The sequence below is a fragment of the Hwangdonia lutea genome, assembly GCF_032814565.1.
Taxonomy (GTDB): domain Bacteria; phylum Bacteroidota; class Bacteroidia; order Flavobacteriales; family Flavobacteriaceae; genus Hwangdonia; species Hwangdonia lutea.
The window spans coordinates 861,161-885,866 of sequence record NZ_CP136521.1 but is presented as its reverse complement, the minus strand read 5'-3'; the positions used below and the strand labels follow the sequence as shown (position 1 = coordinate 885,866).

Genomic DNA, 24,706 nt, shown 5'->3' with positions numbered 1-24,706 from the left:
TTTGTTAAACAGCAATGGGTGTTACAATTTGTTTTTTATATTCATTTGGGGTTATATCGTATTTCTCTTTAAATATTTTTGAAAAATAGCTTCGGCTTGTAAAACCAATAGTATACACTATTTGAGATATATTTAAATCGGTGGTCATCATTAAATTTCTGGCCGATTCCAACCTCACATGTCTAATATACTCTGTTACGGTTCGCGTGTATAAAAATTTAAAACCATCTTGAAGTTTAGCCTGCGATAAGCCTGATTCTGTTGATAATTGTTCTAAAGAATAATCTTTTGCGGGATTTTTTAGTATGGCTTCACCAAGTTTTCTAACCTTAACAAGTTCGCTTTTTATAAGTGAGGTTGGTAAAGGTACACCTTGTTGTAACCTGTTATGGCGTTGAATGTGTAAAGTTAAAATCTCATAAATTTTAGCTTCAATTTTTAAAACACGAAGCATGCCTTTGGTTTTGATATTCCGTGTTTTTTTTATCAGGTCGGCCATTTTAAGGTTTAACGACCCGTAGTGTACAAATCGATTTTCGTAATCGGTATCAAGAAAAATTTCATAAAGCTTTTTATTTAAAGTCGATACATTCGTGGTCCGCTTTTTCAAAAAATGCTTCCTAATTATTTGAATGACGTTAATGTCTAGTTTGGTATCCTTAGGGAAATGAATATAATTAATGCCTTCGCTTTTATTGGTAAATATTAGAGAATGAAATTGTTCTACCAATTCTACCCTGTTATCTATACCAAATCTATGCTTAAAGCTGCCGTTTAAAACATAAATAAACCGAATAGGATTGTAGTTTTCGGCATGCATTTTAAGCCTTACGTCATCCTTAAATGTAATGTTATAATCCAAAAGGTTTACGCCCCAGTCGAAGGGTATAAAACGTATGTTGCCTTTTGCTAAATCGTTATCGACAATTAAGGTACATTCACTCCATAATTCAATTATAGTACCACCAATATGCTTTTGGATGTCTTCAAGAATTTCTTTTGTATTGCTGGCTTTAATTTCAATTTCTATCATAAATAAACTATGTGTTAAAATGTAACAGTGGCTCTAAATCTATATACGTGTAATTAATTTCTCCCAGATGTTCATACACGTTTTCACCTTTTTTTAATTCACTCCAGTATAAATTATTATCCAGTTCCTCCATATCGTATTGCTGCAATAAATGCTCTGATATTAATAAATACTCGTCTTTTGGCACTTTGTTTTTAAGCAGTTTGTGGGCTATAATAACATCTTCTCCCATAAGTTTTATATGTTTTCCAATTTGTACGGTATCAATTTCATGCCCATAGTGTAAAATAATTTTAAGCCCCAGGGTTTTAGGAATTTTATGGCTATCCTCGTTATTATCGTGGGTAGCTTTTAAAATATGTAATTGCTTATAAAATTCCTTGTAAAAATAAATACATTGATTAACCAATGTTTTTAAAGCCGGTAATTTTCCAGTTTTATAAAACAAAACAGCATCGCCTTCAATTTCTGAAACCTTCAAACCAATTTCGTTTGAATAAATAATTTTATTCAACAATGCAGGGATAATTTTAGAGCTTAAATCAGAATCTGTTTCACTCATAAATTGGGTAAAGCCACTTATATCCGGAATACATATTAACATTGGGTTTTGTTTCATTTTAATGACTTATTAATAAAAAATAAGCTAAAGATAGTTTATTAAACGATTAATAAAAGACCAAGCACCAAATTAATTAATAAAAATAGCATAAGAGTTAATCATTATTTTAATAGAACAAAACTTAAACTACCCAGTGTTTTAACTTTGGATAACAAGCAGAATGAACAAAATAAACACAATTAAAACACCATGAAAAATATATTTGAAGCCATAAGAAAAGATCACGACACGCAAAGAAAATTGCTCAATAAACTAGTTGAAACCTCTGGTGATACTGTAGAAAGAAAACAAACCTTTGAGGCGCTTAAAAATGAATTGGAAGTTCATGCCGATGCCGAAGAGCGTCATTTTTACAAGCCATTAATTAGTAACGATATGATGCAGGAAAAAGCGCGACACGGTATTGCCGAACATCATGAAATTGACGAATTAATTGAAAAGTTGGAAGAAACGGATTTGGATTCTTCTGCATGGTTAAAGTACGCCAAAGATTTAAAACACAAAGTAGAGCATCATTTGGATGATGAAGAGCATACCTTTTTTCAATTGGCAGGAAAAGTGTTTTCCGAAAATAAAAAAGTAAGCTTAGCAAAGGATTATACCAATTATATGAATGCTAACCTGTAGCATTTTTATTGATATGAGTTAATAACTAACGGATTTGCACTAATTGGAAACGACACTAAACGCTAAATTTATATTATTAAAAAAGTAAGCGTGTTGTTATTAACACAGATGTAAACCAGTAGGCATCTTAAAACAAATTACTGCTAATATAAAAACATATAATTATGAGTACTTACACAGAAGAAATTGGAGATAAGTTAAACGACTTGTTAGAGAAAACCTACGATGCAGAAAAAGGATTTAAAAAGGCAGCAGAGAAAGTAGATAATGCGGCTTTAAAATCTTATTTCAAACAAAAAGCACAAGAGCGATATAGTTTTGGTCACGAATTAAAATCTGAAATAAAAACTTTTGGACAAGATGTTGACAAAGGTGGAAGTGTAAAAGGATCTGCCCATAGAACTTGGATGGATGTGAAAGCTTTGTTTTCGTCGGATAACGAAGAGTCAATGCTTGAAGAAGCCATTCGTGGTGAAAAATCGGCCATTGATGAGTATCACGATGTTATTCAAGAAACAAGTTTGCCAATGAGTACAAAATCAATTTTGGAGTCTCAAAAAAATAAAATTGAGAATGGCTTATCTAAAATTAAAACCTTAGAGGATTTAAGCTAAACCTTGAACTAATTTTAAAAAGAAGAATTATTATTTTATTACAGTTAAAAGTTTGGCTATTTGAGTCAATAAAAACTTTACAATAACACTAATATTGTACTTGGTTGGTTAGTGTATAAGGCCTTGGTGTATTTTTAATATGTCAGGGTCTTTTTTAGTGTTTATCGGGGTTTGGGTTCCTATTTGAGTTAACATAAACCTTATAAGAGTTAAGCTAACTTTAAATAAAATGCCAAATTTGTAATATGGAATTTGATAGTCGAATTTCTTAAACAGTATTAACCATTAAAACCATATAATTATGTTACGTTGGACAATAATATTTATTATCATCGCAATAATCGCTGGAGTCTTAGGATTTGGTGGCATCGCAGGAGCGTCTGCAGGAATTGCAAAAATTTTCTTTTTTATTTTTATAGTACTTTTTATATTATCACTTTTAAAAGGGGTTATTAAAAAGTAGATATAGTACTAAACCAATTTATAACTTTAAAACACAATCAAAATGAAAAAATTAGCAAAAGTATTTTTAATTTTATTTACCATTTCAACCGTATTTACAAGTTGTAGAGAAACAACAGGCGACAAGGTAGAAGATGCCGTGGAAGATGTAGCCGACGATGTTGAAGATGCTGTAGATTAATTAAACAGCAAATAAAGTATACTAAATAGAACTTATTTTAATAAGTTCTATTTTTTTATGTAAATGCTGCAACTCACCGTATCATATCCTTAAAGGGAATAATGGTTTTAAACCCTTTCTCACTAAAATAATCTGTTGGATTGTTATGAGCAGCCACTAAAATAAAATCGCCACCCCAAGCTCCAAGGCTTTTTATGCCACCGTTAAAATCGCTAAACAATCGAGCTTTTACGGGGTTTTGTTTTATGATTTTTGAGATAATATTTTCGTGCTCTTCTATCAGCATTATAAAATTTTCAATCGTTTTGCACGACATTATATTTTGGGTAATATTGTTTATTTCTGAAATGGAATCGGATAAATCGGATCTGTTCTTTTTGAACTGAGCAATGCCATCGCGACTATTCTGTTTTTCGTTGAGATACACAAAATATAAATGGTTTTTAAAAGAAGGATTAAAATTAACTTCGTTAATATTTCTCTTTTTGTCGTGTTTTATCGTCTCACCTTGAGCGCAGTCGAAAGGTTGACTCTGTATTTCATCAGCATTACATAATTGATAAGTAATAGGAGTGTGGTGTTGCGCACAAGCAATATCGTAACCGCTGCCGCCAAAGGTTTTCTCTAATAGCTGATAAGCGTCAACTTGCGCCCATTGTGCCAGATTGTTTATTAAAGTTGACGAGGTGCCCAATCCCCATTGTCTCGGGAAATCTAGTTTTGTAGTAATGCTAAATCCTTGTTTTGCGTTTAAAAAATCAGGATTAAGTTGTTTTGCAGCATTTAAAATTTGAAGTAATCTTTCTGAAATGGTGCTGTCATTTCGAACGGAGAGAGAAATCTCATTATAAATAATTTCAAAAGTATCTTCAAACCAAACGCTGCCTTTTTCATCTAAACTTTTCCAAATGAGCTTGGATTCGTTTATGGGTTCAATCTTTAACGATTGTCCGTATGTTGTGGGTATAGCTAAGGATAAAGCCCCATCGAGCACTACATATTCGCCCGTAAGTAAAAGTTTTCCGTTTGAGTTAAATGTTATATGGTTTGAATTTTTGGTCATTTGAGATGTTGTATTTGAAGTTCTCGTGGTGCCTTCTAGAGCCTCAGGCACCATTACGTAACTTATTTAAAGCCTCAACAACCGCACTATGTGTAACTACATTGGTTTTAAAATGATCGGTTAATAAAATCTTTTCGTTGTCACTAGCATCAAATTGATTGAGGATATTCATCAAATGCATTTTCATGTGGCCTTGTTGAATTCCCGTTGTGGTTAACGAACGTAATGCCGCAAAATTTTGTGCTAAACCAGCAACGGCAACAATTTGCATCAATTCTTTGGCCGAGGGTTTGTGTAGCAACTCTAAAGCTAGCTTTACTAAAGGGTGCAAACCTGTAAGCCCACCAACAGTACCAAGTGCCAAAGGAATTTCCATCCAAAAGGTAAATATGCCATCTTCAATTTTTGCATGCGATAAACTGCTGTATGTACCGTGTCGCGATGCGTATGCGTGCACTCCGGCTTCAACGGCCCTAAAATCGTTTCCGGTGGCCAAAACCACAGCATCAATACCATTCATAATACCTTTGTTGTGCGTTACGGCACGGTAAGGTTCTATTTCAGCAATGTTAACGGCTTGTACAAATTTAATGGCGAAATCTTCTCCAGAAATCAAATCGTCTTCCTTCAATTCCTCAACCTTACAGCTAACCTCTGCGCGCACTAAACAATTGGGCACGTAGTTAGATAAAATGCTCATAACGATTTGGATGTCCTGTTCATTTTCAGAAAAACCATCAAACGCTAAAGCTTCATTTTTAAAGGTTTCTGCAAACTGCTCCAAACACGAATTTATAAAATTGGCGCCCATGGCATCCAAGGTTTCAAAAGAGCTATGCAATTGATAATACCCTTTTATATCGCTTGTTTTATCGCGTAATTCAATGTCTATAATACCACCACCTCGAGCTTCCATGTTTTTGGTAATGGGTTTTGCGTCTTCAATAAGCTTTGGTTTCACCTGCTTAAAAAAACGTTGCAATGTGTTAAAATCGCCGTGGTACATAAAATGGACCTGCCCAATTTTGGTCGTGGAAATAACGGTTGCTTTAAAGCCTCCCCTGTCCAACCAAAACTTTGCCGCTTTACTTGCCGCTGCCACCACCGAACTTTCCTCGATAGCCATAGGGATGGTATAAAGCGTATTGTTTATTAAAAAATTTGGCGCTACACCAAGTGGTAAATAATAATTGGTTATGGTGTTTTCGATAAACTCGTCGTGCAATTGTTGCAGTTTTTCGTTGCTGCTCCAATATTGCTTTAAAACACGTTTTGCTTCTTCGGTATTTGAAAAATAGGTATTTACAATCCAATCAATTTTTTTAGATTTTGAAAGCTTAGAAAACCCAGAAATCGTTTTGCTCATGTATTAACTGATTTACGGCACAAATATACTACTCTTGGTATGAAAATTGAGCGCTTAGTTTTCACATTCGTCTATTTAACTGTTAATAGTGTCGGTTTTGTGCATAATTTTTAGTAAACTTGACATCGTTTTGTCAAAAAAATAATTTAAATGAAAATTCTACGGTTACCTTTATTTATTTGTCTTTTCACAACCTTAATCTTATCGGCTCAAACCAAGCAAATTACACTAAATGAAATTTGGGATGGCACCTTTAGCACCAAACGGATGGATGTGTTGCATTCCATGAAAAATGGGCAACAGTATTCGGTATTGAATTTTGATAGAAATACGAGGTCGACATCCATAGATATTTACGATTATAAAACCTTGAAAAAGATAAAAACGCTGGTGAATTCTTCCAGTATTAATGAGCTTAATTATTTTACCGATTACACGTTTAGTCAAGATGAAAGCAAAATTATTTTGGCTACCAATGAGGAGTCTATTTACAGAAGATCGACCTTAGGGAATTATTATGTGTTTGATACAAATGATAAATCGATAACCTTAATTTCTGAAAACAGAATTCAAGAACCCACATTTTCTCCAGATGGCACTAAGGTTGCCTACGGATTTGAAAACAACCTGTACATTAAAGATTTAATTACCGGTGGCACGACCCAAATTACTTTTGATGGTGAAAAAAATAAAATTATTAATGGTATTACCGATTGGGTTTACGAAGAAGAATTTGCTTTTGTTCGCGCTTTTGAGTGGAATGCCGATAGCAATAAAATCGCTTTTATAAGATTTGATGAAACTGATGTTCCAGAGTTTTCAATGGATATTTATGGCACCGGTTTGTACCAAACACAGCAAGTGTTTAAGTACCCAAAAGCTGGTGAGAAGAATGCTGTGGTTTCGCTTCATATTTATCATTTAGATACGAATAAAACAATTCCGGTTGACGTAGAAAAGGCTTATAGCGATTTTTATATCCCAAGAATTAAATGGACCAATAACCCCGATATTTTAAGCGCGCAATACATGAATCGCCACCAAAACGAATTGGATTTATGGTTGATAAATGCCGAAACAAACACCTCTAATTTGGCCCTTGCTGAAAAAGACGATGCCTATATTAGCGTTACAGATAACCTTACTTTTTTAGAAGACAATAGTTTTATTTGGACCAGCGAAAAAGATGGTTACAACCATATTTATCACTATTCAAAAGATGGCGAACTCATCAATCAAGTTACCAAAGGGAATTGGGAAGTCACTAATTATTACGGTTATAACGAAAAATCAAATAGAATTTTTTATCAGTCTGTAGAGAACGGCTCGATAAATCGCGATGTGTATTCTATTAAATTAAATGGGCGAAATAAAACAAGGCTTACCAAAAGCGAGGGCACAAACAACGCATCGTTCAGTGCAGATTTCTCATATTTTATCAATACATTTTCAAGTGCCACAACGCCACCCGAATACACTTTAAATAGTGCGTCTTCAGGAAATCTTATAAAAAGCATTAAGGATAACGATGTGTTGTCTAAAAAACTTTCGGACTATAAAACCTCTAAAAAGGAGTTTAGCACCATCAATGTAAACGGTAACGATTTGAATATGTGGATGATTAAACCGGCCGATTTTGATGCTTCAAAACAATATCCGTTGTTAATGTATCAATATTCTGGCCCAGGGTCGCAACAGGTGGCTAACCGTTGGAATAATTCAAACGATTATTGGTACCAGCATTTAGCGCAACAAGGTTATATCATTGCTTGTGTTGATGGTCGCGGAACAGGATTTAAAGGGGCGAAATTTAAAAAAGTTACTCAAAATGAATTGGGTAAATATGAAGTTGAAGACCAAATTGAAGCCGCAAAACAATTAGGTGCATTACCGTACATTGATGCCAGCAGAATAGGAATTTGGGGCTGGAGTTATGGTGGCTTTATGAGCAGTAATGCGTTGTTTAAAGGGAATGATGTGTTTAAAATGGCCATTGCCGTAGCGCCTGTTACGAGCTGGCGTTTTTACGATACGATTTACACAGAACGCTATATGACCACGCCACAAGAAAACCCAAGTGGTTATGACGATAATTCACCAATCAATCATGTTAATAAGCTGAAAGGCGATTATTTGTTAATTCACGGTTCTGCCGATGATAACGTACATTTACAAAACACCATGCGATTGGCCGAAGCTTTAATTCAAGCCGATAAACCATTTGAGTGGGCTGTTTATCCCGATGATAATCACAGTATTTATGGCGGAAATACAAGACTTCACCTCTATAAAAAAATGACTACTTTTATAAATTCTAAACTTGGCGATAAACGAGAAAAATCAAAAGTAAACGAAGTAAAAAAAGCAGAAATTAAAGGATAAAATTATAACTAACTAACAATAAATTTATGGCAAATTCAGAAATAACAAATCAGAAAACCTTGTTCGGGCATCCCATAGGGCTCTATATTTTGTTTTTAACCGAAATGTGGGAGCGTTTTTCATACTATGGTATGCGCGCTATTTTAGTATTGTACTTAGTTGCCGAAACAGCATCCGATAATCCAGGGTTAGGTTGGGCAAACGATAGTGCTATCGCTTTATATGGTTGGTACACTATGTTTGTTTACGTAGCTTCGATACCGGGTGGTATTATTGCAGATAAAATATTGGGTCAGAAAAAATCTGTGTTTGTAGGAGGGCTTTTGCTTGTGGCAGGACATAGCGTACTTGCCATCGAACAAATGTGGGCCTTCTACACGGGGCTTGCTTTAATTGTAATGGGTGTAGGTATGCTTAAACCAAATATTTCAACAATGGTTGGAGGCTTGTATCCTAAAAACCAGCAGAATAAAAGGGATATGGGATTCTATATCTTTTATATGGGGATAAATCTTGGTGCTGCTATTTCTGCGATTCTTGTTGGGTATGTTGGCGAAAATATAGGATGGCACTATGGTTTTGGACTAGCAGGAATAGGAATGGCTTTAGGGCAATTAACATATTGGTACGGTCAACGATACTTAAAAGGTGTTGGTGAATTGGTTGAAGACAAGCGCGATGAAAGTGAAAAAGAAAGTGGCAATTTAATAGCTGCAATTTTTAATCACACCAACTCTATTATTGGGTTTGTTATAATGGTATTGGCAGGATTAGCCATTTGGTTTATAGGTGGCTCTTGGTCGTATGGCTTGTTGGTAATAGGATTGGCATTTGCCGTTGGCGTAGGCATAGTTGTTTATAACGACGGTAATAAAGTTGAAAAAGATAGAATCTTGGTGACGTATTTATCGTTTTTAATCATAATTATTTTCTGGGGTTCCTTCGAGCAAGCTGGTGGTTTACTTAATATTTATGCCAAACAAAAAACAGATTTGTCTTTAGGTAGTTTTATGGTACCGGCAAGTTGGTTTCAATCAGTTAACGCGATATTTATATTAATTTTTGCCACTATAGTTGGAAGTGTTTGGGTATGGTGGAAAAATAGAGGGAAAGAATCATCGTCGTTATTTAAAATGGCCATAGGCGTTATTATTATGGGATGGGGCTTCTTTTTTATGTCGGCAGCTTCAATGCAGTACGAAAGTGCTGGGGCATCTGCAATGTACTGGCTTGTTTTCGCTTATTTATTTCATACTATAGGTGAACTGTGCGCTTCGCCTGTGGCATTGTCGTTTATTACAAAATTAGCACCAGAGCGTTGGATGGCATTTATGATGGGTGCTTATTTTGCAGCTACCGGTCTGGGTAATAAAGTAGCAGGATTGTTAGGGGAATCGGCTACAGATTTAGGCGAGTTCACCATTTTTACAGGAATCGCAATATTTTGTACCATTTTCGGAATTTTGGTTATCGCCATTTTAAAACCGCTGAAGCGCTTAACGCATGGCGCTGAACGTTTGGAAGGCACAAAAAATGATGAAACCGAAGGCTTCGAATTAGCAGATAATCAATAAAACTATATAAACCTCATAAATTTTTTTATGGGGTTTTCTTCATTTAAAACCATTAAATATTCTTTTTTATGAATACCGATATCGAAAATCTTTTTAAAGACAAAGTAATAGGGCATCCGGCAGGATTATTTGTATTGTTTTTTACCGAAATGTGGGAGCGCTTTTCCTTTTATGGAATGCGTATTTTGTTGGTCCTGTTTTTAACGGCACCCATAATAAGCGATAACCCCGGTTGGGAATGGCCTCGCGAACATGCCTTGGCTTTAATTGGTACGTATGCGTCTTTGTTATACCTAACGCCTATTATTGGTGGTTGGATTGCCGATAAAATTACGGGATATCGTATTGCCGTTGTTATTGGCTGTTTAATCATGACACTTGGCCACGCCTCTATGGCATTAGAAACCACCTCATCTTTTTATATTGGTTTAGCTTTATTAGTTATTGGTACCGGTTTTTTTAAGCCAAATATTACATCTATAATTTCTGAAATGTACAAAGGCAAAGAGTCAAAAAAAGATGGTGCCTATACTATTTTTTATATGGGTGTAAATGCTGGAGCGTTTTTTGGAATGATGCTTTGTGGCTATTTAGCTGAGAATTACGGTTGGCCATGGGGCTTTGGTTTAGCAGGAATATTTATGTTTTTAGGCATGTTGCAATTTTGGTTGGCTAAAAATTTATTCGGAAATGTAGGCGGAAAACCGTCATTGAAGCACGTGGTTGAAATTCCACAAAACATCAATGAAGAGGCTCCTAAAGAACAAGAGGAAGCCAGTAGTGAAGAAAAGTTGAATCCGTTTACCATGTTGGATAAAATTTTAATTGTTTTATCTTCCGTTGGCGGTTTGCTGTATTTGTTTAACGACCCGTTAGAAAAAATAGAAGGTACCAGCTTGATGCCTTTTGAAGCCTTAGGTTTAAGCGGTTCCAATTTTGTAGTGCTCTTCGCTTTAGCCTTATTTTTAATACTCTTGGTAACACGTATTTCTCGCTATATACCTATTGTAAGAGATCGGATTATAGCCGTATCTATTTTTGGGGTATTTACGGTGTTTTTCTTTGCGTTTTTTGAGCAGTCTTTGGGGTCAATGACCTTGTTCGCCAGAGATTATACCGATAGAACCTTAGTTGGAAACTCTGCCATGGTTTTTAAAATAGTTGATGCCTTATTAACTACCTTGCCTTTAATTATAATTACATGGGTGCTTTTTTTATTGGTAAAAAAGACTTTTACTAAAATAGGATTGTCTAATGTAGTTTTAGCGATAGCCTTTGCTGGAATTTGGTTTTTGGTTATTTTTAGACTGGTAAATAAATTTACTGAAGAAGGCCACGAAATTGAAGCGACATGGTTTGGTATTCTAAATTCATTCTTTATAATAACATTGGCCCCATTGTTTTCTAAATGGTGGGAGAGTAAATACAACCCCAGTGCGGCAATGAAATACGGTCTAGGATTGATTTTACTAGGTTTAGGTTTCGCCATTTTATCTTACGGAGCATCTGGAATTCCTTCAGGAGCGCAAACAGCTTCGGTTAGTATCATATTCTTAATACTGGCATACCTGCTGCATACAATGGGAGAGCTGTGCTTATCGCCGGTTGGATTATCATATTTAAGTAAGTTAGTGCCCGCAAGAATGATAGGATTTATGTTTGGAGTTTGGTATTTGGCCATTGCAGTGGGGCAGAAGGCCGCCGGAACTATGGGAGGTATGATTGATAAGATATCTGAACAGTATTCGCTAGGAACCTTCTTTTTAATATTTACCTTAATTCCTATGGGAGTTGGATTGATATCTATTTTGCTAAATCCTCTACTTAAAAAACTAATGCACGGTGTTCGTTAATCGAAAAAAGTGTTAAAAATTATTCAAAAAGCTCCTGTTTAGGAGCTTTTTTTGTAAGTTCGGAACAAATTTTGCAACTCAGATTACTATGAAAAAAGCAGTTTATATATTACTATTGGCCGTATTGACATCGGCTGGTGGTTTCGCTCAAAAAATAAATTGGGTGACTTTTCAAGAAGCGTTGGAGCTTCAAAAGAAAACGCCAAAAAAAATTATGATGGACGTTTACACCAATTGGTGCGGCCCGTGTAAAATGTTAGATCGCAACACTTTTCAAAACAAAGAGGTTGCAGATTATGTTAACGCACATTATTATGCCGTTAAATTTAATGGTGAGGGAAACGAAAGCGTAAATTATAAAGATAAAACATTTTCTAACCCCAGATATAATCCTGCCAATGCGAATAGACGTAATTCGGCGCATCAATTGGCTTCGTATTTCCAAATTAGTGCTTATCCAACGATTGTGTTTATTGATGAAAAGGGCGAATTGATTTTTCCGTTACGTGGCTATAAAACACCAGCGCAATTAGAGTTGTATTTAAAAATGTTTAAAGAAGACGACCATAAAAACATTAAAACCCAAGAAGAATTTAATGCCTATTATAAAGCCTTTAAATCTGAATTTGAAGGTTGAAAATTAGCTTCTTGAAATTTTTTATTTCAAGATTTAAATAATTTGTCATTCCCGAGACATCGGGAATCCATATTAATAATTAATAATAAAAGCTCCCTTTTTACTGGTTTGGTGAAAAGGGAGCTTTCTTTTTTCGCAAATAGCTTCCCATTGCGCGATGTAAGATTTGTAATTACTGCCATCGGCAATGATATATTTGGGTTTTATAGAATCAATCAGTCTGTTCAAATTTATTTTAGGTGACTGCCTCAATAACACATAATCGGGCTCAAACGATTTTATATTGTAAACACCTAAACTATCAATTACTAAAAGTCTTTTGTTATTTAAAATATAAACAGATTTTAGCGTATCTTTTTTAATGGTTTTTATGTGATTTCCAACCGTGTAATCTTTAATTATTTTGTTTTTTGAAGCCGTTAAACTATCAAAATCATGGGCGACTAAAAGGCTGTGATTTGTGTTGTTTCCCAATAAACTGTAACGACTTTTATGAAACACAATAAATTCGTTTCTAGTGTTTTTATAATGCGTAAAAATAAAAGCACATTGAACACATATTACCGAAATAAGCATCCATTTTAAACTCGAAAAGCTACGTTGCTTCAAATATTTTACGAGTGCAATTATGACCAAATAAAACGCAATAACATAAACTAAACTAAAGGCAATATCTTTTAAAAGAAAGGCGTCTTGTTTAGAAACCCAGGCCACAAACCCGTTCATGCCACTAATAATATAACCGTAAATTTCGGCGAAAAAGCTTGGGAGTAAATTGATTGCTGCTAATAAAATTACGATAATTCCCAATCCTAGAATAAGTCCTAAAAAAGGAATAATAACAAGATTCGATATAAAAAACAACCCCGGAAACTGATGGAAATAAAATAAGCTAACCGGTATAATACCAAATTGCGCAGAAACCGTTACGGTTAGCGTGTGCCAATATTTGTCTAGCAACCAATTTTTTGGTCGCCATAAATTATACAACATTGGGTCTATAGCTACAATAGCAAAAACGGCCAAATAACTTAACTGAAAACCAACATCGAATAAAAATAAGGGTTTGAAAAGCAAAATAACAAACATCGAAATGGCCAAAGTGTTGTAAACATTGGTAGGCCGCTTTAAATTCATGGCAATGGCAACAATGCTAAACATGGTTACGGCCCTGGTTACCGATGCCGATAAACCAGCAATTAAGGCAAAACACCACAAACATAAAACGAGTAAAATGGCTTTTATTAGTTTGCCGTGTTTTAAGCGTTCAATGGGTTTAAAAACAAAGGTTAAAATGAGTAAAATAATACCAACATGCAATCCCGAAACTGCTAAAATATGAATGGCGCCAGCATTGGTATAACTGGTGTAAACGGCTTCGCTAATATCTTGCCGTTGCCCGAGCAACAAGGCGTTAATAATAGCTAGTTCGTCTGGTTTAAAATCATAAGGGGCAAGTTTTAAATTGATGTGCTCTCGAATATTATCAGCAATTCCGAATAAGGTGTGTCTATCAGAACTTGCCTTTAACAGTGAAGTGTTTTTTGTAAAAATTTGATGATAGATATATTTTTTTTCGAGATACTTTTTATAATCAAATTGATGTGGGTTTAACGGATGGATAAGATTCTGAAAAGCGATATTTCCAATAATGATATCATCTACTTTTAAAGCTGGTTGTGTTGAGTCTTTTTGAATGTTTAACAACGATTTTCCCGAAACCGTTTCGTCTTTAATTTTTAGTATGTCGATTACGTATTTATCGTAATAGTTTCCAGGTTTTAAAACCTCTCTAATTCTAAATGTTACGGTTTCCAATGAATCTTTTTCAACCGAAATAAATTTTGAATAATGATTTGAGAAGTTTTTTTGATTGTGAAAAGACGTGGTTAAAATCCCAATAAAAACCATTAAAATAGAAGCTGTAATACCAAACCAGATGGTTTTAATAAATTGTTTTCTGGCAATAAAAAAGAATACGGATAACAGCACGAAAAGTGTACCGGTTATATATAAACTTAAACGAATGGAAATAGGAAATAAGTACGAAATTAATATTCCTAAAATTAAGAAACAGGTTAATTTAATAATGGTGAAATTAAGTAACTTCATACAACCGAAAGTTACTAAAAAAAGGTTTTATAACACACGCCTTGCTTGAACAAAGGCAAAATACCAATAGCGTTCGGACAGCTGTGAAGTTATAACGCCTTTGCTTGTGGATGAATGAATAAACTCCACACGGCCCATTTGCGATGATGTTACAATGCCCACATGATTTACTTTCCGACTATTTTTTTTGGTAGCGAAGAAGAGTAAATCACCCTTTTTAACCTCTTTTAAATCGATCCAATCTCCAGTAATGGCTAAGTCTTTTGTGGTTCTGGGAAGCGAAATGGCTTCGCTTTTAAAGGATGTGTAAATTAAGCCCGAACAATCCATTCCTCTTTTTGTTGTGCCACCGTATTTATAGCGTGTGCCTTCAAATTTTTTAGCGTAATCGATGATGTTTTCAGCTTTATAAAGTGGTTTGGCTTTGGGTTTTTTAACAACAGTTTTTTGATTTTTTGGTACTGATTTAGAAGATTTACAGCTGCTAAAACCAGCTATTAATATAAGTGCAAAAAGAAACTTCTTCATATTTATGCTTTAATGGAATTGTAAATTAGTTTGGCCGTTTTCGCGCTAGCACCTTTACCACCCAATTTTTTTTCTAATTCGTAATAATCTAAAAATAGCTGCTTTCTTTTTTCAGAATTGAGTATTAAATCCAATTCTTTCTTCAGTCTATTTTTATTAAAATCATTTTGAATAAGCTCTGTAACCACTTCTCTGTCCATAATTAAATTCACCAACGAAATGAATTTTAAAGTAATAATCCGTTTTGCAATTTGATACGAAATATTACTGGCTTTATAGCAAACCACTTGGGGTATTTTAAACAAGGCCGCTTCAAGTGTAGCCGTACCGGAAGTTACCAATGCCGCTGTGGAAACACTTAACAAATCGTAAGTTTTATTATCGATAAACCGAACATTCTGATTTTTAATAAAGGTTTTGTAGAACTCATAATCCTGACTGGGCGCCCCCGCAATAACAAATTGATAATCTGTAAAATGGTTTGTTAAACTAAGCATTACAGAAAGCATTTTAGTGATTTCTTGTTTTCGGCTACCCGGTAAAAGGGCAATAATAGGTTTGTTGCTTAGGTTGTAAGTGGTTCTAAACTCAAATTCGTTTACTAGTTTTCTGTCGGCAATGGCATCAATTAAAGGGTGTCCAACAAAAGTAACATCGTAATCAAATTTGTTTTTATAAAATGCTTTTTCAAAAGGCAAGATAACGTACATCGCATCAATGTCTCTTTTAATGGCATGCACTCTTTTGGCTCTGGAGGCCCAAACTTGGGGCGATATGTAATAATTGGTCCTAAAACCTTTTTGTTTTGCCCATTTTGCAATGCGTAAATTAAAGCCAGAATTATCTATAAAAATGATAACATCCGGATGAAAAGATTCGATATCTTTTTTACAAAACGAAATGTCTTTAAATATTTTGTTGAGGTTTAATATAACCTCAATAAACCCCATAAAAGCACGCTCTTTATAATGCTTTACCAAAGTACCTCCAACCTGTTGCATGAGGTCACCGCCCCAAAACCTAAAGTTGGCATTTACATCTTCTTTTTGTAATGCTTTCATTAGGTTGGATGCATGCAAATCACCCGATGCTTCACCGGCAATAATATAGTACTTCATGCAATTATTTTATATGTTTAAGCAAGCTGGTTTAATTTAAAATAGTTTAAAAACAAAGGTAAATACAGCAATAAAAACAGTGATTAATAAAACGCCCCTGGCGCGATAATCCTGTTTCTTTTTTATAAAGATAAAAAAAGCAGCCAAATTTAAAATAGCGCCTAAACTTATTAACTTACCCAAAAAACCTTCAGCAGCAGCACTTTTTATTACGATAGTAAAATCGTCGCCGCCGCCCAAAAAAGTTGCCGCTAAAATCAGCCCGATGGCGTTGGCAATCAATCCTACAAAAATGCCGATAAAAATTTCTTTTTTCATTTACTCAAGTTTTGGAACAATTTGTTGTTTAGTGTTTTAATTGAGCATTTAAATCCCAACGGTTTAATGTTTTTATATGTTTGTGTGCCGTTAAATCGAATTGTGTTGGCACAACCGAAACGTAATTGTTTTCCAGGGCCCATTCATCGGTATCTTCGCCACTGTCCAAATTAACAAACTTCCCTGAAAGCCAATAATAATCTCTTCCTTGAGGGTTTTGACGTTTATCAAAAGCTTCAACCCAATTGGCTTTGGCTTGACGGCAAATTTTTATGCCTTTTATTTGCTCTTTTGAAACATTGGGGATGTTCACATTTAATACCACATCTTTTGGTATGCCGTATTTTAAAGCGTTTTCGGTAATGGTTTTAACAAACGGTTTGCAGGGCTCAAAGTTAGCCTTCCACTTATAGTCCAATAAGGAAAAACCAATAGCCGGAATACCTTCAATACCAGCCTCAATAGCGGCACTCATTGTGCCGGAGTAAATCACATTAATAGAGGAGTTTGATCCGTGGTTTATGCCAGAAACACACAAATCGGGTTTTCTGTCCAGTATTTCCCTAACGCCAAGTTTTACGCAATCGGCAGGTGTTCCGGAGCAGCAATATTCCAATTGGGGCTCATTATCAGAATTAATTTGCCAAACGTATAATGTCGAATTTATGGTAATTGCATGTCCCATACCACTTTGTGGGCTATCGGGTGCTACAACTACAACATCGCCAATAGTATTTATTACTTCAATTAAAGCCCTAATGCCCGGTGCATTAATGCCATCGTCGTTGGTTACTAAAATTAGAGGTTTTTTTGTCATATTTTGGATGTAAATACACCGCTAAAATACATAATTTACTCAGTAAACACTTAATTTCTTTGCTTTAACAAAAAATTAGTAGCAAATGTCTGTGTTGGCATGGTTTTTTCTTTATTTTAGTGAAAAATAACGATTGGTTTTTTTTGAATCATAGTTGTTTTTTAAAATTTAAGAAAAAGATAAACAGATGAAAAATATTATGAAGAGGAATTATAAAGTACTGCTATTAATGGTTTTGCTGGCATTTGCATCGTGCAGTTTTACCACAAAGACATTTGATGATTCTGATAAAGATAAATTGCTAATTCACATTATTAAAAATGTTTTGGAACAACTTCATTTCGATCCTATTGCTATGGATGATGAGTTTTCGGCATCATTATTTTCGGGTTATGTGGAAACGATTGATCCATTAAAACGTTACTTCTACGAATCGGACATTAAAGATTTTGAGAAATATAAATTTACAATTGATGATCAATTAAAAGTGTCGGATATCACCTTTTTTAACATCACACACGAGCGAATGCTAAAACGTATTCAAGAAGCCAAATCGCTTTACAAAGAAGTGTTGTCAGAGCCCTTTGATTATTCCAAAGATGAGGTTTTTGATACCAATTCTGAAAACACTACTTATGCTAAAAACCGAAAAGAATTAAAAGAGCGTTGGAGGCAACAACTTAAGTTTTCAACGCTTACTAATTACGACGACATCGTTACACAGGAAAAGCAAGCTAAAGAAAAAGACCCGTCTTATGTTGTAAAAACGGAAGAGGTTATTGAAAAGGAAGCGCGAGAAGCGACCTTAAAGTCCCTTGATATCTATTTTAACGATAATATAGACGATTTAAAACGCGACGACTATTTTGCCGTTTATGTAAATGCTATTGTAGAAGAGTTCGACCCGCACACCTATTATTTGGCACCACGCAGTAAAGAGGTTTTCGATCAGCGTATGTCTGGAAAATTGGAAGGTATCGGTGCAGGACTTCAAAAACGTATGGACTATATTAAAGTAACGTATTTGGTATCAGGCGGTCCTGCGTGGCGCGGTAAAGAGCTTGAAATGGGCGATGTTATTTTAAAGGTAAAACAAGAGGATGAAGACGTGCCGGTTAGTATTGTTGGTATGCGAATAGACGATGCGATTAAGTTGATAAAAGGGCCAAAAGGCACAAAAGTTACCTTAACTATTAAAAAGGTTGATGGCACCATTAAAGATATTACCATTACCAGGGATATTGTTGAGTTGGGTGAAACTTATGCCAAATCGTCATTGGTGGAAAAAAATAACAAAATATTCGGAGTCATTAATTTACCCTCGTTTTATTTAGATTTTAAAGATTACAAAAAACTGAATGCAGCAACCGACGTTAAAGAAGAAATTGAGCGTTTAAAGGCTGAAGGCATGCAAGGTTTGGTACTCGATTTACGTAATAACGGTGGCGGTTCCTTGCCGGCCGTGGTAGATATGGCTGGTTTATTTATTGAAGAAGGTCCCATTGTACAAGTACGCTCAACAGCTAAGCCTAAAGAAGTTTTAAAGGATAAGGATAAATCTATTACTTGGGATGGCCCATTGGTTATTTTGGTTAACGAAATATCGGCTTCAGCCTCCGAAATTTTGGCAGCGGCCATGCAAGATTACAAGCGTGCCATTATTATTGGAAGTAAACAAACCTATGGAAAAGGTACCGTGCAAAATGTTGTAAATTTAAATAATGTTGTTCGAAACAGTTCCAATGGTGATTTGGGTTCGTTGGCTTTAACAACTCAAAAATATTACAGAATCAATGGTGGTTCGGTGCAGTTGGAAGGTGTAAAAAGCGATGTTACCGTACCCGGGCGTTTTAGTTTTATAGATGTCGGTGAAAAGGATAAAGATAATCCTTTACCGTGGGACGAAATTGATGCGGCTAACTATACCGTTTGGGATGGTTATTTTGATTACGATGAAACCATTAAAAGAAGTAATGAACGCATGCGTAATAACGATCAGTTAAAGCTTATTGAAGACAATGCCAAATGGGTGAAAAGTAAAATTGATGATACCATCGTGCCGTTAAAATATGAAGCTTATAAATCGGCAAATGACTTAAACGAAATGGAATCAAAACGATTTGATGCGATTTCAAATTACAAAACAAACCTAACCTTTAAATCACATGCTTTTGAGAGAAATCTTTTTGAAAGTGATACCACGGATTTAAGGGAAAAACGCGAAAGATGGCACCAAAGCTTAAGTAAAGATGTTTATATTGAAGAGGCTTTAAATGTACTTGAAGATTTAAAAATGTCTTATTCGATTAAAAAAGTGGCTACTGTAAAAGATTAGGTTTTTATAAGTGCAATCGTTTCGAATGCATTATAATAATAAACGCTCCAAAAGGTTATAAGCTTTTGGAGCGTTTTTAGTTGGTGATTATTTAAAGCTTTAAAGTGGTGTGTTTTTTCAAATCGATTATTAAATCATCTTCAACACCTAAATATCGTCTAGCTCCTAAATATCTGTTTTTATTGAAGGCGTCATAATTATCGGCTTCTTCATTTATGGAGTTTATTCTAACTTGACTTGCGGCATGTATAAATTCATTTTTCTCGTTACCCAGCCAAATACCAACGTGAGTGGTGCGTTGTTTCGTGCTATCGGTTGCTTTTTTGCCAAAAAACAGTAAATCGCCTTTTTGTAAATTTTCAAAAGTCAAATTAGAATCCACTATTTCACCCGCATTAATTTGTTGTGATGCATCCCTGGGGATTACAAAGCCATTCATTAAATACACCGTTTTGGTAAAGCCGCTGCAATCCATTCCCTTGGTTGACGTGCCGCCCCATAAATAAGGTGAACCCACAAAATGTTTTGCGGTGTCTTCAATTAAATCCCCGGAAGGTTCTACGGTTTTAATCCAATGGCTGTATCTAACGGCTTCTTTTTTATTGATGAAACCCACGCGTTTATCCGGATAAGCAATTTTGTAAAAGTTTTTGCCCGTTTCTAAAAGCGCTAATTGGGCACCCAAAACAAGATCGGAAACAATAGGCGCATTTGCATTCTCTGATGCGTAAGCATGCCCGAAAGTTTGGGTATATATTATTTTGGGAGCAGCTTGCCATGTGTTCAGTTCGGCATCAGTCATTAGCGTAACCCCGCCATGATCTACCCACGAAATATAGCGATCCGGGGTTTGTATTAAATAAAAATCACCATCAATTTTTAATACTTTTAAAACGGTCCCTAAAATAGCTTGTGTTGCCAGTTCTGCCGAGTGTTTGGGTTTCGAGCGTATGTTGGCCACCGAGTTGTTAACCACGGCATATTTGGTTTCTCCAACGGTTTTATTGGGCAATAAATCAATGTTGTAATCAACAATAAATGTGCCTGATTTATCAATTAAAGGGGTGATTTTATCATTAAAAACTGAAACAACTTCTGGATTTGTTGTTTCTCCGGAAACGGTTAAGGTTTTGTCTTTTTTATTGAGGTTAATATCAAAAACTTCAACACGTTTATCGGGGGCATAAATAGTTTTGAGGCTGTCTTTTAAGGTTTCAAAATCGTTTTGATGGTTTGTTTCATGTTTGTTACAAGACATTAAAACAAGTAAAATAAATATAGCTGAGTAATGTTTCATTAAAGTTTGATTTGTGAAAGCTAAAATACAAAAATGAAGTAATTTAAAATTTGTGTTATTTTGATTTGAAAGCTTGGGTGTAATTGAATAGGTTCGTTTAATGGTTCACGGATATGCGCCTGTTTCAATGGCTTATATCCGCCGTTAAACGAAGCTAGTTAATTTTTCTGACAAAGTCAAGTATTGGTAAAGTGAAAAATATAAGTTTAAAAGTAACGTGGAAATTAATTAGAAGATAAATCCATATTCGCATTCAAACCATCAATATAATTTAAAACGTCATCTTTCCCAATGTCTTTGGTTGATGAGGTTATAAAGTAATTGGGCATGGTTTCCCAGGTTTCCAAAAGTACCTTTTTATAAGCGTCAACATATCGATTAATAGCCTTGGGTTTTAGTTTATCGGCTTTAGTAAAAATGATTGAAAATGGTATGCCGTTTTCACCCAACCATTGCATAAATTCTAAATCGATGGGTTGCGGATTGTGCCTAATATCAACCAATACAAAGGCGGTTACCAATTGCTCTCGCAATGCAAAATATTGGGTTATAAATTTTTGAAAAACCTTTTTTGCACTTTTTGACACTCGAGCGTAACCATAACCCGGTAAATCGACTAAATGCCAATTTTTATTAATTAAAAAATGATTGATAAGCTGCGTTTTTCCCGGTCTTCCAGAGGTTTTTGCTAAACTTTTTCGACTGGTTAGCATATTGATTAACGACGATTTACCAACATTACTCCTGCCAATAAACGCGTATTCTGGCAGCATGCTTTTTGGGCATTTGGCCACATCAGAATTGCTCATTACGAATTCGGCAGACTTGATTTTCATTTTCTATGGTATTCCCGAGAATCTCGTCCCGATACCTATCGGGAAGAATCTCATTAATTAATCTCGTTTTGGTAATCTAAATACCTCTTTTGGTTAACCAAGCATTGAGAATTTGGTTAAACTCATCGGGGTGTTCCATCATAGCGGCGTGCCCGCATTTATCAATCCAAAACAACTCCGAGTCTGGTAAAAGTTCGTTGAATTCTTCGGCAACCTCAGGCGGTGTAACATTGTCGTTTTTACCCCAAATAATACAGGTTGGTGTTTGCATTTTGGGCAAATCCTTAGCCATATTATGTCTAATGGCACTTTTGGCAATGGCCAGTGTTTTAATAAGTTTGTTGCGGTCGTTTACCGTTTGGTAAACCTCGTCTACTATTTCCTTTGTAGCTATTTCGGGGTCGTAAAAAACGTCTTGGGCTTTCTTTTTTATCACCTCATAATCACTGCGTTTGGTATAGCCGCCACCCATGGCGCTCTCGTATAACCCTGAGCTTCCGGTAATTACTAGGGCTTCTACCTTTTCCGGAAATAATTTAGTGTGGTATAAACCAATATGCCCACCAAGCGAGTTGCCTAACAAAATAACTTCTTTGTACCCTTTAAATTCTATAAAATCGTGCAGATATTTAGCAAAACTCTTTACGTTGGTTTTAAGTAAAGACATGCTGTAAATGGGTAATTCCGGAATAACGATTTTATATCCTTTTGTACTAAAATATTTTGTGACAGAATCAAAATTGCTCAATCCGCCCATTAAACCGTGTAAAACAATAATGGGTTTGCCTTCTCCAACTTCAATATAGCTATAATTCTTTTCTTTTCTTAAACGATGCGTCATTAACTGGTTAGTCTTTTTCGTTTAAACAAATATAGTTATTTCATTCATATTTCAGCCATTTTAATTTAAGTAGGGAATAATTGTTTTTAAATGAAGATGTTAACAGGGTGTTTATAAATTTAGATTTTTTTGTAAGGGACTGATAGCAAGTGATTAAAATATTTTCAACCTTTTATTATCTATTTAAAATGGTATTTAATCGAAAAATTATTAACAAAGTGTAGTAAAGTGGTAAAATGTGGTAAAATTTTCGATATATTTGAAACTTAAACCTTGAACCGATTATAAATCGCTTTGAACTCATTAATAGGAACATACGATTGTAAAGTAGATGCCAAAGGCAGGCTTATGATGCCTTCTGGCATGAAAAAGCAATTGGCAGCTGTTTTAGAAGATGGGTTTGTGCTGCGGCGTTCTGTGTTTCAGCCGTGTTTGGAATTGTACCCGATGAGCGAGTGGCAAACGGTAATGCAAAAAATAAATAAGCTGAATAGGTTTAAAAAAAAGAACAACGATTTTATCCGTCGGTTTAATGCCGGAGCGCGAATGGTGGATGTTGATGGCAGTGGGCGTTTGTTAATCCCGAAAGACCTTATTGGATTTGCAGGCATTACAAAAAACATTGTGATTTCTCCAGCGGTCAATATTATTGAAATTTGGGATAAAGATAAATACGAGCAGACTATTGATGATGCTGCAATTGATTTTGCAGATTTAGCTGAAGAGGTAATGGGACAAGACGATGACGACCATGGTATATCATAATCCAGTTTTATTAAAAGAAACCGTTGATGGTTTAAATATTAAAGAAGATGGTGTTTATGTAGATGTCACTTTTGGCGGCGGCGGACACAGTAAAGAAATACTGAAACGACTTGGTGAAAACGGGAAATTATTTGCTTTTGATCAAGATTTAGACGCGCTTGAAAATGCCATTGATGATGAGAGGTTTACGCTGATTCATGAAAATTTTAGATACGTAAAACGTTTTTTAAGATTTCATGGCGTAAAACAAGTGGATGGTGTTTTGGCTGATTTTGGAGTGTCGTCGCATCAATTTGATGTTGCCGAACGTGGTTTTTCAACACGTTTTGAAGCAGATTTGGACATGCGAATGAATCAGCAAAACGAGTTATCTGCTTTTAATGTGGTTAACGAATATAGCGAAGAGCGTTTAAAACAGGTGTTTTTGCAGTATGGCGAATTGCGTGCGGCCCCGGCAATGGCACGATTAATTGTGGAGTATCGCAATAACGAGCCAATAAAAACGAGCGAACAGTTAAAAAAAGTGTTAAAAAAGTTTTTGCCACCACGACATGAAAATAAGGTGTTGGCGCAAATTTATCAAGCGATTCGGATTGAAGTAAATCAGGAAATTGAGGTGTTAAAAGAATTTTTGATGCAAACACCAGAAATATTAAAAGTTGGTGGTCGTTTAAGTTTTATATCCTATCACTCTTTAGAGGACAGGTTGGTAAAACGTTTTATAAGAAACGGATTGTTTGAAGGTGAACCAGAACGCGATATGTTCGGAAATTTTGAGGTACCCTTAAAAAAAGTGAATGGTTTAATTGTACCATCAAAAGAGGAAATTAAAATAAATAGTAGAGCCCGAAGTGCAAAACTTCGAATTGCTGAAAAGTTGTAAAAGGAGTTGTCATTCCGAGGAGCTTTTCGCGACGTGGGAATCTCTTGAAATGAAATCGTAAAAAAAAGAAACAGATTGCCACGCCTAAAAAGGCTCGCAAAGACAAAAAATAATAATCTAGGTTGAAAAAAAACATTTACAGCATATTAAAAGGAACATTTTTAGTGAGTGACGATTCGTTTAAAAATTGGCGCATGATTCTTTTTATATCTGGTTTGGCTATTGTTATGATTGCAAGTTCGCACAGTGCCGATAAAAAAGTATATGAAGTTGCACGATTAAAAAATGAAGTTAACGAAATGCGTTCGGCATTTATAGATGGCAGATCAAAACTGATGCGCCTCAAAATGGAATCGGCAGTCGTTATCAAAATGAAAGAAAAGGGCTTGTCGCCATCGGTGATTCCGCCCAAAAAAATAAAAGTAAAATCCCAAAATTAAAA

At 35.1% G+C, this 24,706-nt stretch carries 24 protein-coding genes; 12 read left to right on the top strand and 12 right to left on the bottom strand.

The window, feature by feature from the left end; translation table 11 throughout:
• Positions 1 to 4: 4 nt before the first annotated feature.
• Positions 5 to 1,033, bottom strand: coding sequence for a helix-turn-helix domain-containing protein (locus tag RNZ46_RS03830; protein ID WP_316984059.1), 1,029 nt, complete (start codon positions 1,031 to 1,033; stop codon positions 5 to 7).
• A 7-nt stretch (positions 1,034 to 1,040) separates the two neighbouring features.
• The gene (locus tag RNZ46_RS03825; RefSeq protein WP_316984058.1) at positions 1,041 to 1,652 is read right to left on the bottom strand and encodes a DUF2652 domain-containing protein; all 612 of its coding nucleotides are present in this window, start codon (positions 1,650 to 1,652) and stop codon (positions 1,041 to 1,043) included.
• A 192-nt stretch (positions 1,653 to 1,844) separates the two neighbouring features.
• On the opposite strand from RNZ46_RS03825, the gene RNZ46_RS03820 reads away from it, so the two are divergent.
• From RNZ46_RS03820 to RNZ46_RS03805, 4 genes are all read left to right on the top strand, one after another.
• Positions 1,845 to 2,282 (top strand): hemerythrin domain-containing protein, encoded by a 438-nt coding sequence (locus RNZ46_RS03820; protein WP_316984057.1) that lies wholly within the window; start codon positions 1,845 to 1,847, stop codon positions 2,280 to 2,282.
• A gap of 164 nt (positions 2,283 to 2,446) precedes the next feature.
• The gene (locus tag RNZ46_RS03815) at positions 2,447 to 2,896 is read left to right on the top strand and encodes a ferritin-like domain-containing protein (protein ID WP_316984056.1); all 450 of its coding nucleotides are present in this window, start codon (positions 2,447 to 2,449) and stop codon (positions 2,894 to 2,896) included.
• A gap of 301 nt (positions 2,897 to 3,197) precedes the next feature.
• Positions 3,198 to 3,359, top strand: a complete 162-nt coding sequence (locus tag RNZ46_RS03810; RefSeq protein WP_316984055.1) for a DUF1328 family protein — start codon at positions 3,198 to 3,200, stop codon at positions 3,357 to 3,359.
• A 42-nt stretch (positions 3,360 to 3,401) separates the two neighbouring features.
• Positions 3,402 to 3,539 carry a hypothetical protein gene (locus RNZ46_RS03805; RefSeq protein ID WP_162835818.1) on the top strand — a complete coding sequence of 46 codons (138 nt, stop codon included), beginning with the start codon at positions 3,402 to 3,404 and terminating at the stop codon, positions 3,537 to 3,539.
• A 73-nt stretch (positions 3,540 to 3,612) separates the two neighbouring features.
• Here RNZ46_RS03805 and RNZ46_RS03800 read toward each other — a convergent pair whose 3' ends face one another.
• Entirely contained in the window at positions 3,613 to 4,656 is a 1,044-nt protein-coding gene (locus RNZ46_RS03800) for a GYDIA family GHMP kinase (RefSeq protein WP_316984054.1), read from the bottom strand.
• The gene (locus RNZ46_RS03795) at positions 4,646 to 5,968 is read right to left on the bottom strand and encodes a hydroxymethylglutaryl-CoA reductase, degradative (RefSeq protein WP_316984053.1); all 1,323 of its coding nucleotides are present in this window, start codon (positions 5,966 to 5,968) and stop codon (positions 4,646 to 4,648) included. Before RNZ46_RS03795 ends, RNZ46_RS03800 begins: the two co-directional genes overlap by 11 nt.
• Positions 5,969 to 6,118: 150 nt before the next feature.
• Here RNZ46_RS03795 and RNZ46_RS03790 point away from each other — a divergent pair, with 150 nt between their 5' ends.
• The 4 genes from RNZ46_RS03790 to RNZ46_RS03775 all read left to right on the top strand — a co-directional run bounded on the left by RNZ46_RS03790 (position 6,119) and on the right by RNZ46_RS03775 (position 12,414).
• Positions 6,119 to 8,350, top strand: coding sequence for a S9 family peptidase (locus RNZ46_RS03790; RefSeq protein WP_316984052.1), 2,232 nt, complete (start codon positions 6,119 to 6,121; stop codon positions 8,348 to 8,350).
• A gap of 26 nt (positions 8,351 to 8,376) precedes the next feature.
• Complete coding sequence (locus RNZ46_RS03785) at positions 8,377 to 9,924, top strand: peptide MFS transporter (protein WP_316984051.1); 1,548 nt, start codon at positions 8,377 to 8,379, stop codon at positions 9,922 to 9,924.
• A 68-nt stretch (positions 9,925 to 9,992) separates the two neighbouring features.
• Entirely contained in the window at positions 9,993 to 11,777 is a 1,785-nt protein-coding gene (locus RNZ46_RS03780; RefSeq protein ID WP_316984050.1) for a peptide MFS transporter, read from the top strand.
• 88 nt (positions 11,778 to 11,865) lie between these two features.
• Positions 11,866 to 12,414 carry a thioredoxin family protein gene (locus RNZ46_RS03775; RefSeq protein ID WP_316984049.1) on the top strand — a complete coding sequence of 183 codons (549 nt, stop codon included), beginning with the start codon at positions 11,866 to 11,868 and terminating at the stop codon, positions 12,412 to 12,414.
• Between the two features lie 72 nt (positions 12,415 to 12,486).
• Here RNZ46_RS03775 and RNZ46_RS03770 read toward each other — a convergent pair whose 3' ends face one another.
• Genes RNZ46_RS03770 through surE form a run of 5 tightly spaced genes read right to left on the bottom strand, consistent with a single transcriptional unit; the run spans position 12,487 to position 17,307 of the window.
• A complete protein-coding gene (locus tag RNZ46_RS03770) occupies positions 12,487 to 14,526 on the bottom strand; it encodes a ComEC/Rec2 family competence protein (protein ID WP_316984048.1) in 2,040 nt (679 codons plus the stop codon).
• A 27-nt stretch (positions 14,527 to 14,553) separates the two neighbouring features.
• Entirely contained in the window at positions 14,554 to 15,054 is a 501-nt protein-coding gene (locus RNZ46_RS03765; RefSeq protein WP_316984047.1) for a C40 family peptidase, read from the bottom strand.
• Between the two features lie 2 nt (positions 15,055 to 15,056).
• On the bottom strand, positions 15,057 to 16,172 hold the full coding sequence (lpxB, locus tag RNZ46_RS03760; RefSeq protein WP_316984046.1) for a lipid-A-disaccharide synthase: 1,116 nt from the start codon (positions 16,170 to 16,172) through the stop codon (positions 15,057 to 15,059).
• Positions 16,173 to 16,208: 36 nt separating this feature from the next.
• Positions 16,209 to 16,490 carry a hypothetical protein gene (locus RNZ46_RS03755; protein ID WP_316984045.1) on the bottom strand — a complete coding sequence of 94 codons (282 nt, stop codon included), beginning with the start codon at positions 16,488 to 16,490 and terminating at the stop codon, positions 16,209 to 16,211.
• A 28-nt stretch (positions 16,491 to 16,518) separates the two neighbouring features.
• Positions 16,519 to 17,307, bottom strand: a complete 789-nt coding sequence (gene surE, locus RNZ46_RS03750) for a 5'/3'-nucleotidase SurE (RefSeq protein ID WP_316984044.1) — start codon at positions 17,305 to 17,307, stop codon at positions 16,519 to 16,521.
• Positions 17,308 to 17,506: 199 nt separating this feature from the next.
• Here surE and RNZ46_RS03745 point away from each other — a divergent pair, with 199 nt between their 5' ends.
• Complete coding sequence (locus RNZ46_RS03745) at positions 17,507 to 19,642, top strand: carboxy terminal-processing peptidase (protein ID WP_316984964.1); 2,136 nt, start codon at positions 17,507 to 17,509, stop codon at positions 19,640 to 19,642.
• Positions 19,643 to 19,733: 91 nt separating this feature from the next.
• Here the strand turns inward: RNZ46_RS03745 and RNZ46_RS03740 are convergent, their stop codons facing one another.
• From RNZ46_RS03740 to RNZ46_RS03730, 3 genes are all read right to left on the bottom strand, one after another.
• On the bottom strand, positions 19,734 to 20,939 hold the full coding sequence (locus RNZ46_RS03740; RefSeq protein WP_316984043.1) for a C40 family peptidase: 1,206 nt from the start codon (positions 20,937 to 20,939) through the stop codon (positions 19,734 to 19,736).
• Positions 20,940 to 21,163: 224 nt separating this feature from the next.
• Positions 21,164 to 21,775 carry a ribosome biogenesis GTP-binding protein YihA/YsxC gene (gene yihA, locus RNZ46_RS03735; RefSeq protein ID WP_316984042.1) on the bottom strand — a complete coding sequence of 204 codons (612 nt, stop codon included), beginning with the start codon at positions 21,773 to 21,775 and terminating at the stop codon, positions 21,164 to 21,166.
• 76 nt (positions 21,776 to 21,851) lie between these two features.
• Positions 21,852 to 22,616 (bottom strand): alpha/beta fold hydrolase, encoded by a 765-nt coding sequence (locus RNZ46_RS03730; RefSeq protein ID WP_316984041.1) that lies wholly within the window; start codon positions 22,614 to 22,616, stop codon positions 21,852 to 21,854.
• Positions 22,617 to 22,910: 294 nt separating this feature from the next.
• Between RNZ46_RS03730 and mraZ the strand changes: the two genes are divergently transcribed.
• From mraZ to RNZ46_RS03715, 3 genes are all read left to right on the top strand, one after another.
• The gene (mraZ, locus tag RNZ46_RS03725; protein ID WP_316984040.1) at positions 22,911 to 23,381 is read left to right on the top strand and encodes a division/cell wall cluster transcriptional repressor MraZ; all 471 of its coding nucleotides are present in this window, start codon (positions 22,911 to 22,913) and stop codon (positions 23,379 to 23,381) included.
• Complete coding sequence (gene rsmH / locus RNZ46_RS03720) at positions 23,368 to 24,264, top strand: 16S rRNA (cytosine(1402)-N(4))-methyltransferase RsmH (RefSeq protein ID WP_316984039.1); 897 nt, start codon at positions 23,368 to 23,370, stop codon at positions 24,262 to 24,264. The genes mraZ and rsmH overlap by 14 nt, the downstream gene beginning before the upstream one ends.
• A gap of 122 nt (positions 24,265 to 24,386) precedes the next feature.
• The gene (locus tag RNZ46_RS03715; protein WP_316984038.1) at positions 24,387 to 24,704 is read left to right on the top strand and encodes an FtsL-like putative cell division protein; all 318 of its coding nucleotides are present in this window, start codon (positions 24,387 to 24,389) and stop codon (positions 24,702 to 24,704) included.
• Positions 24,705 to 24,706 lie beyond the last annotated feature (2 nt).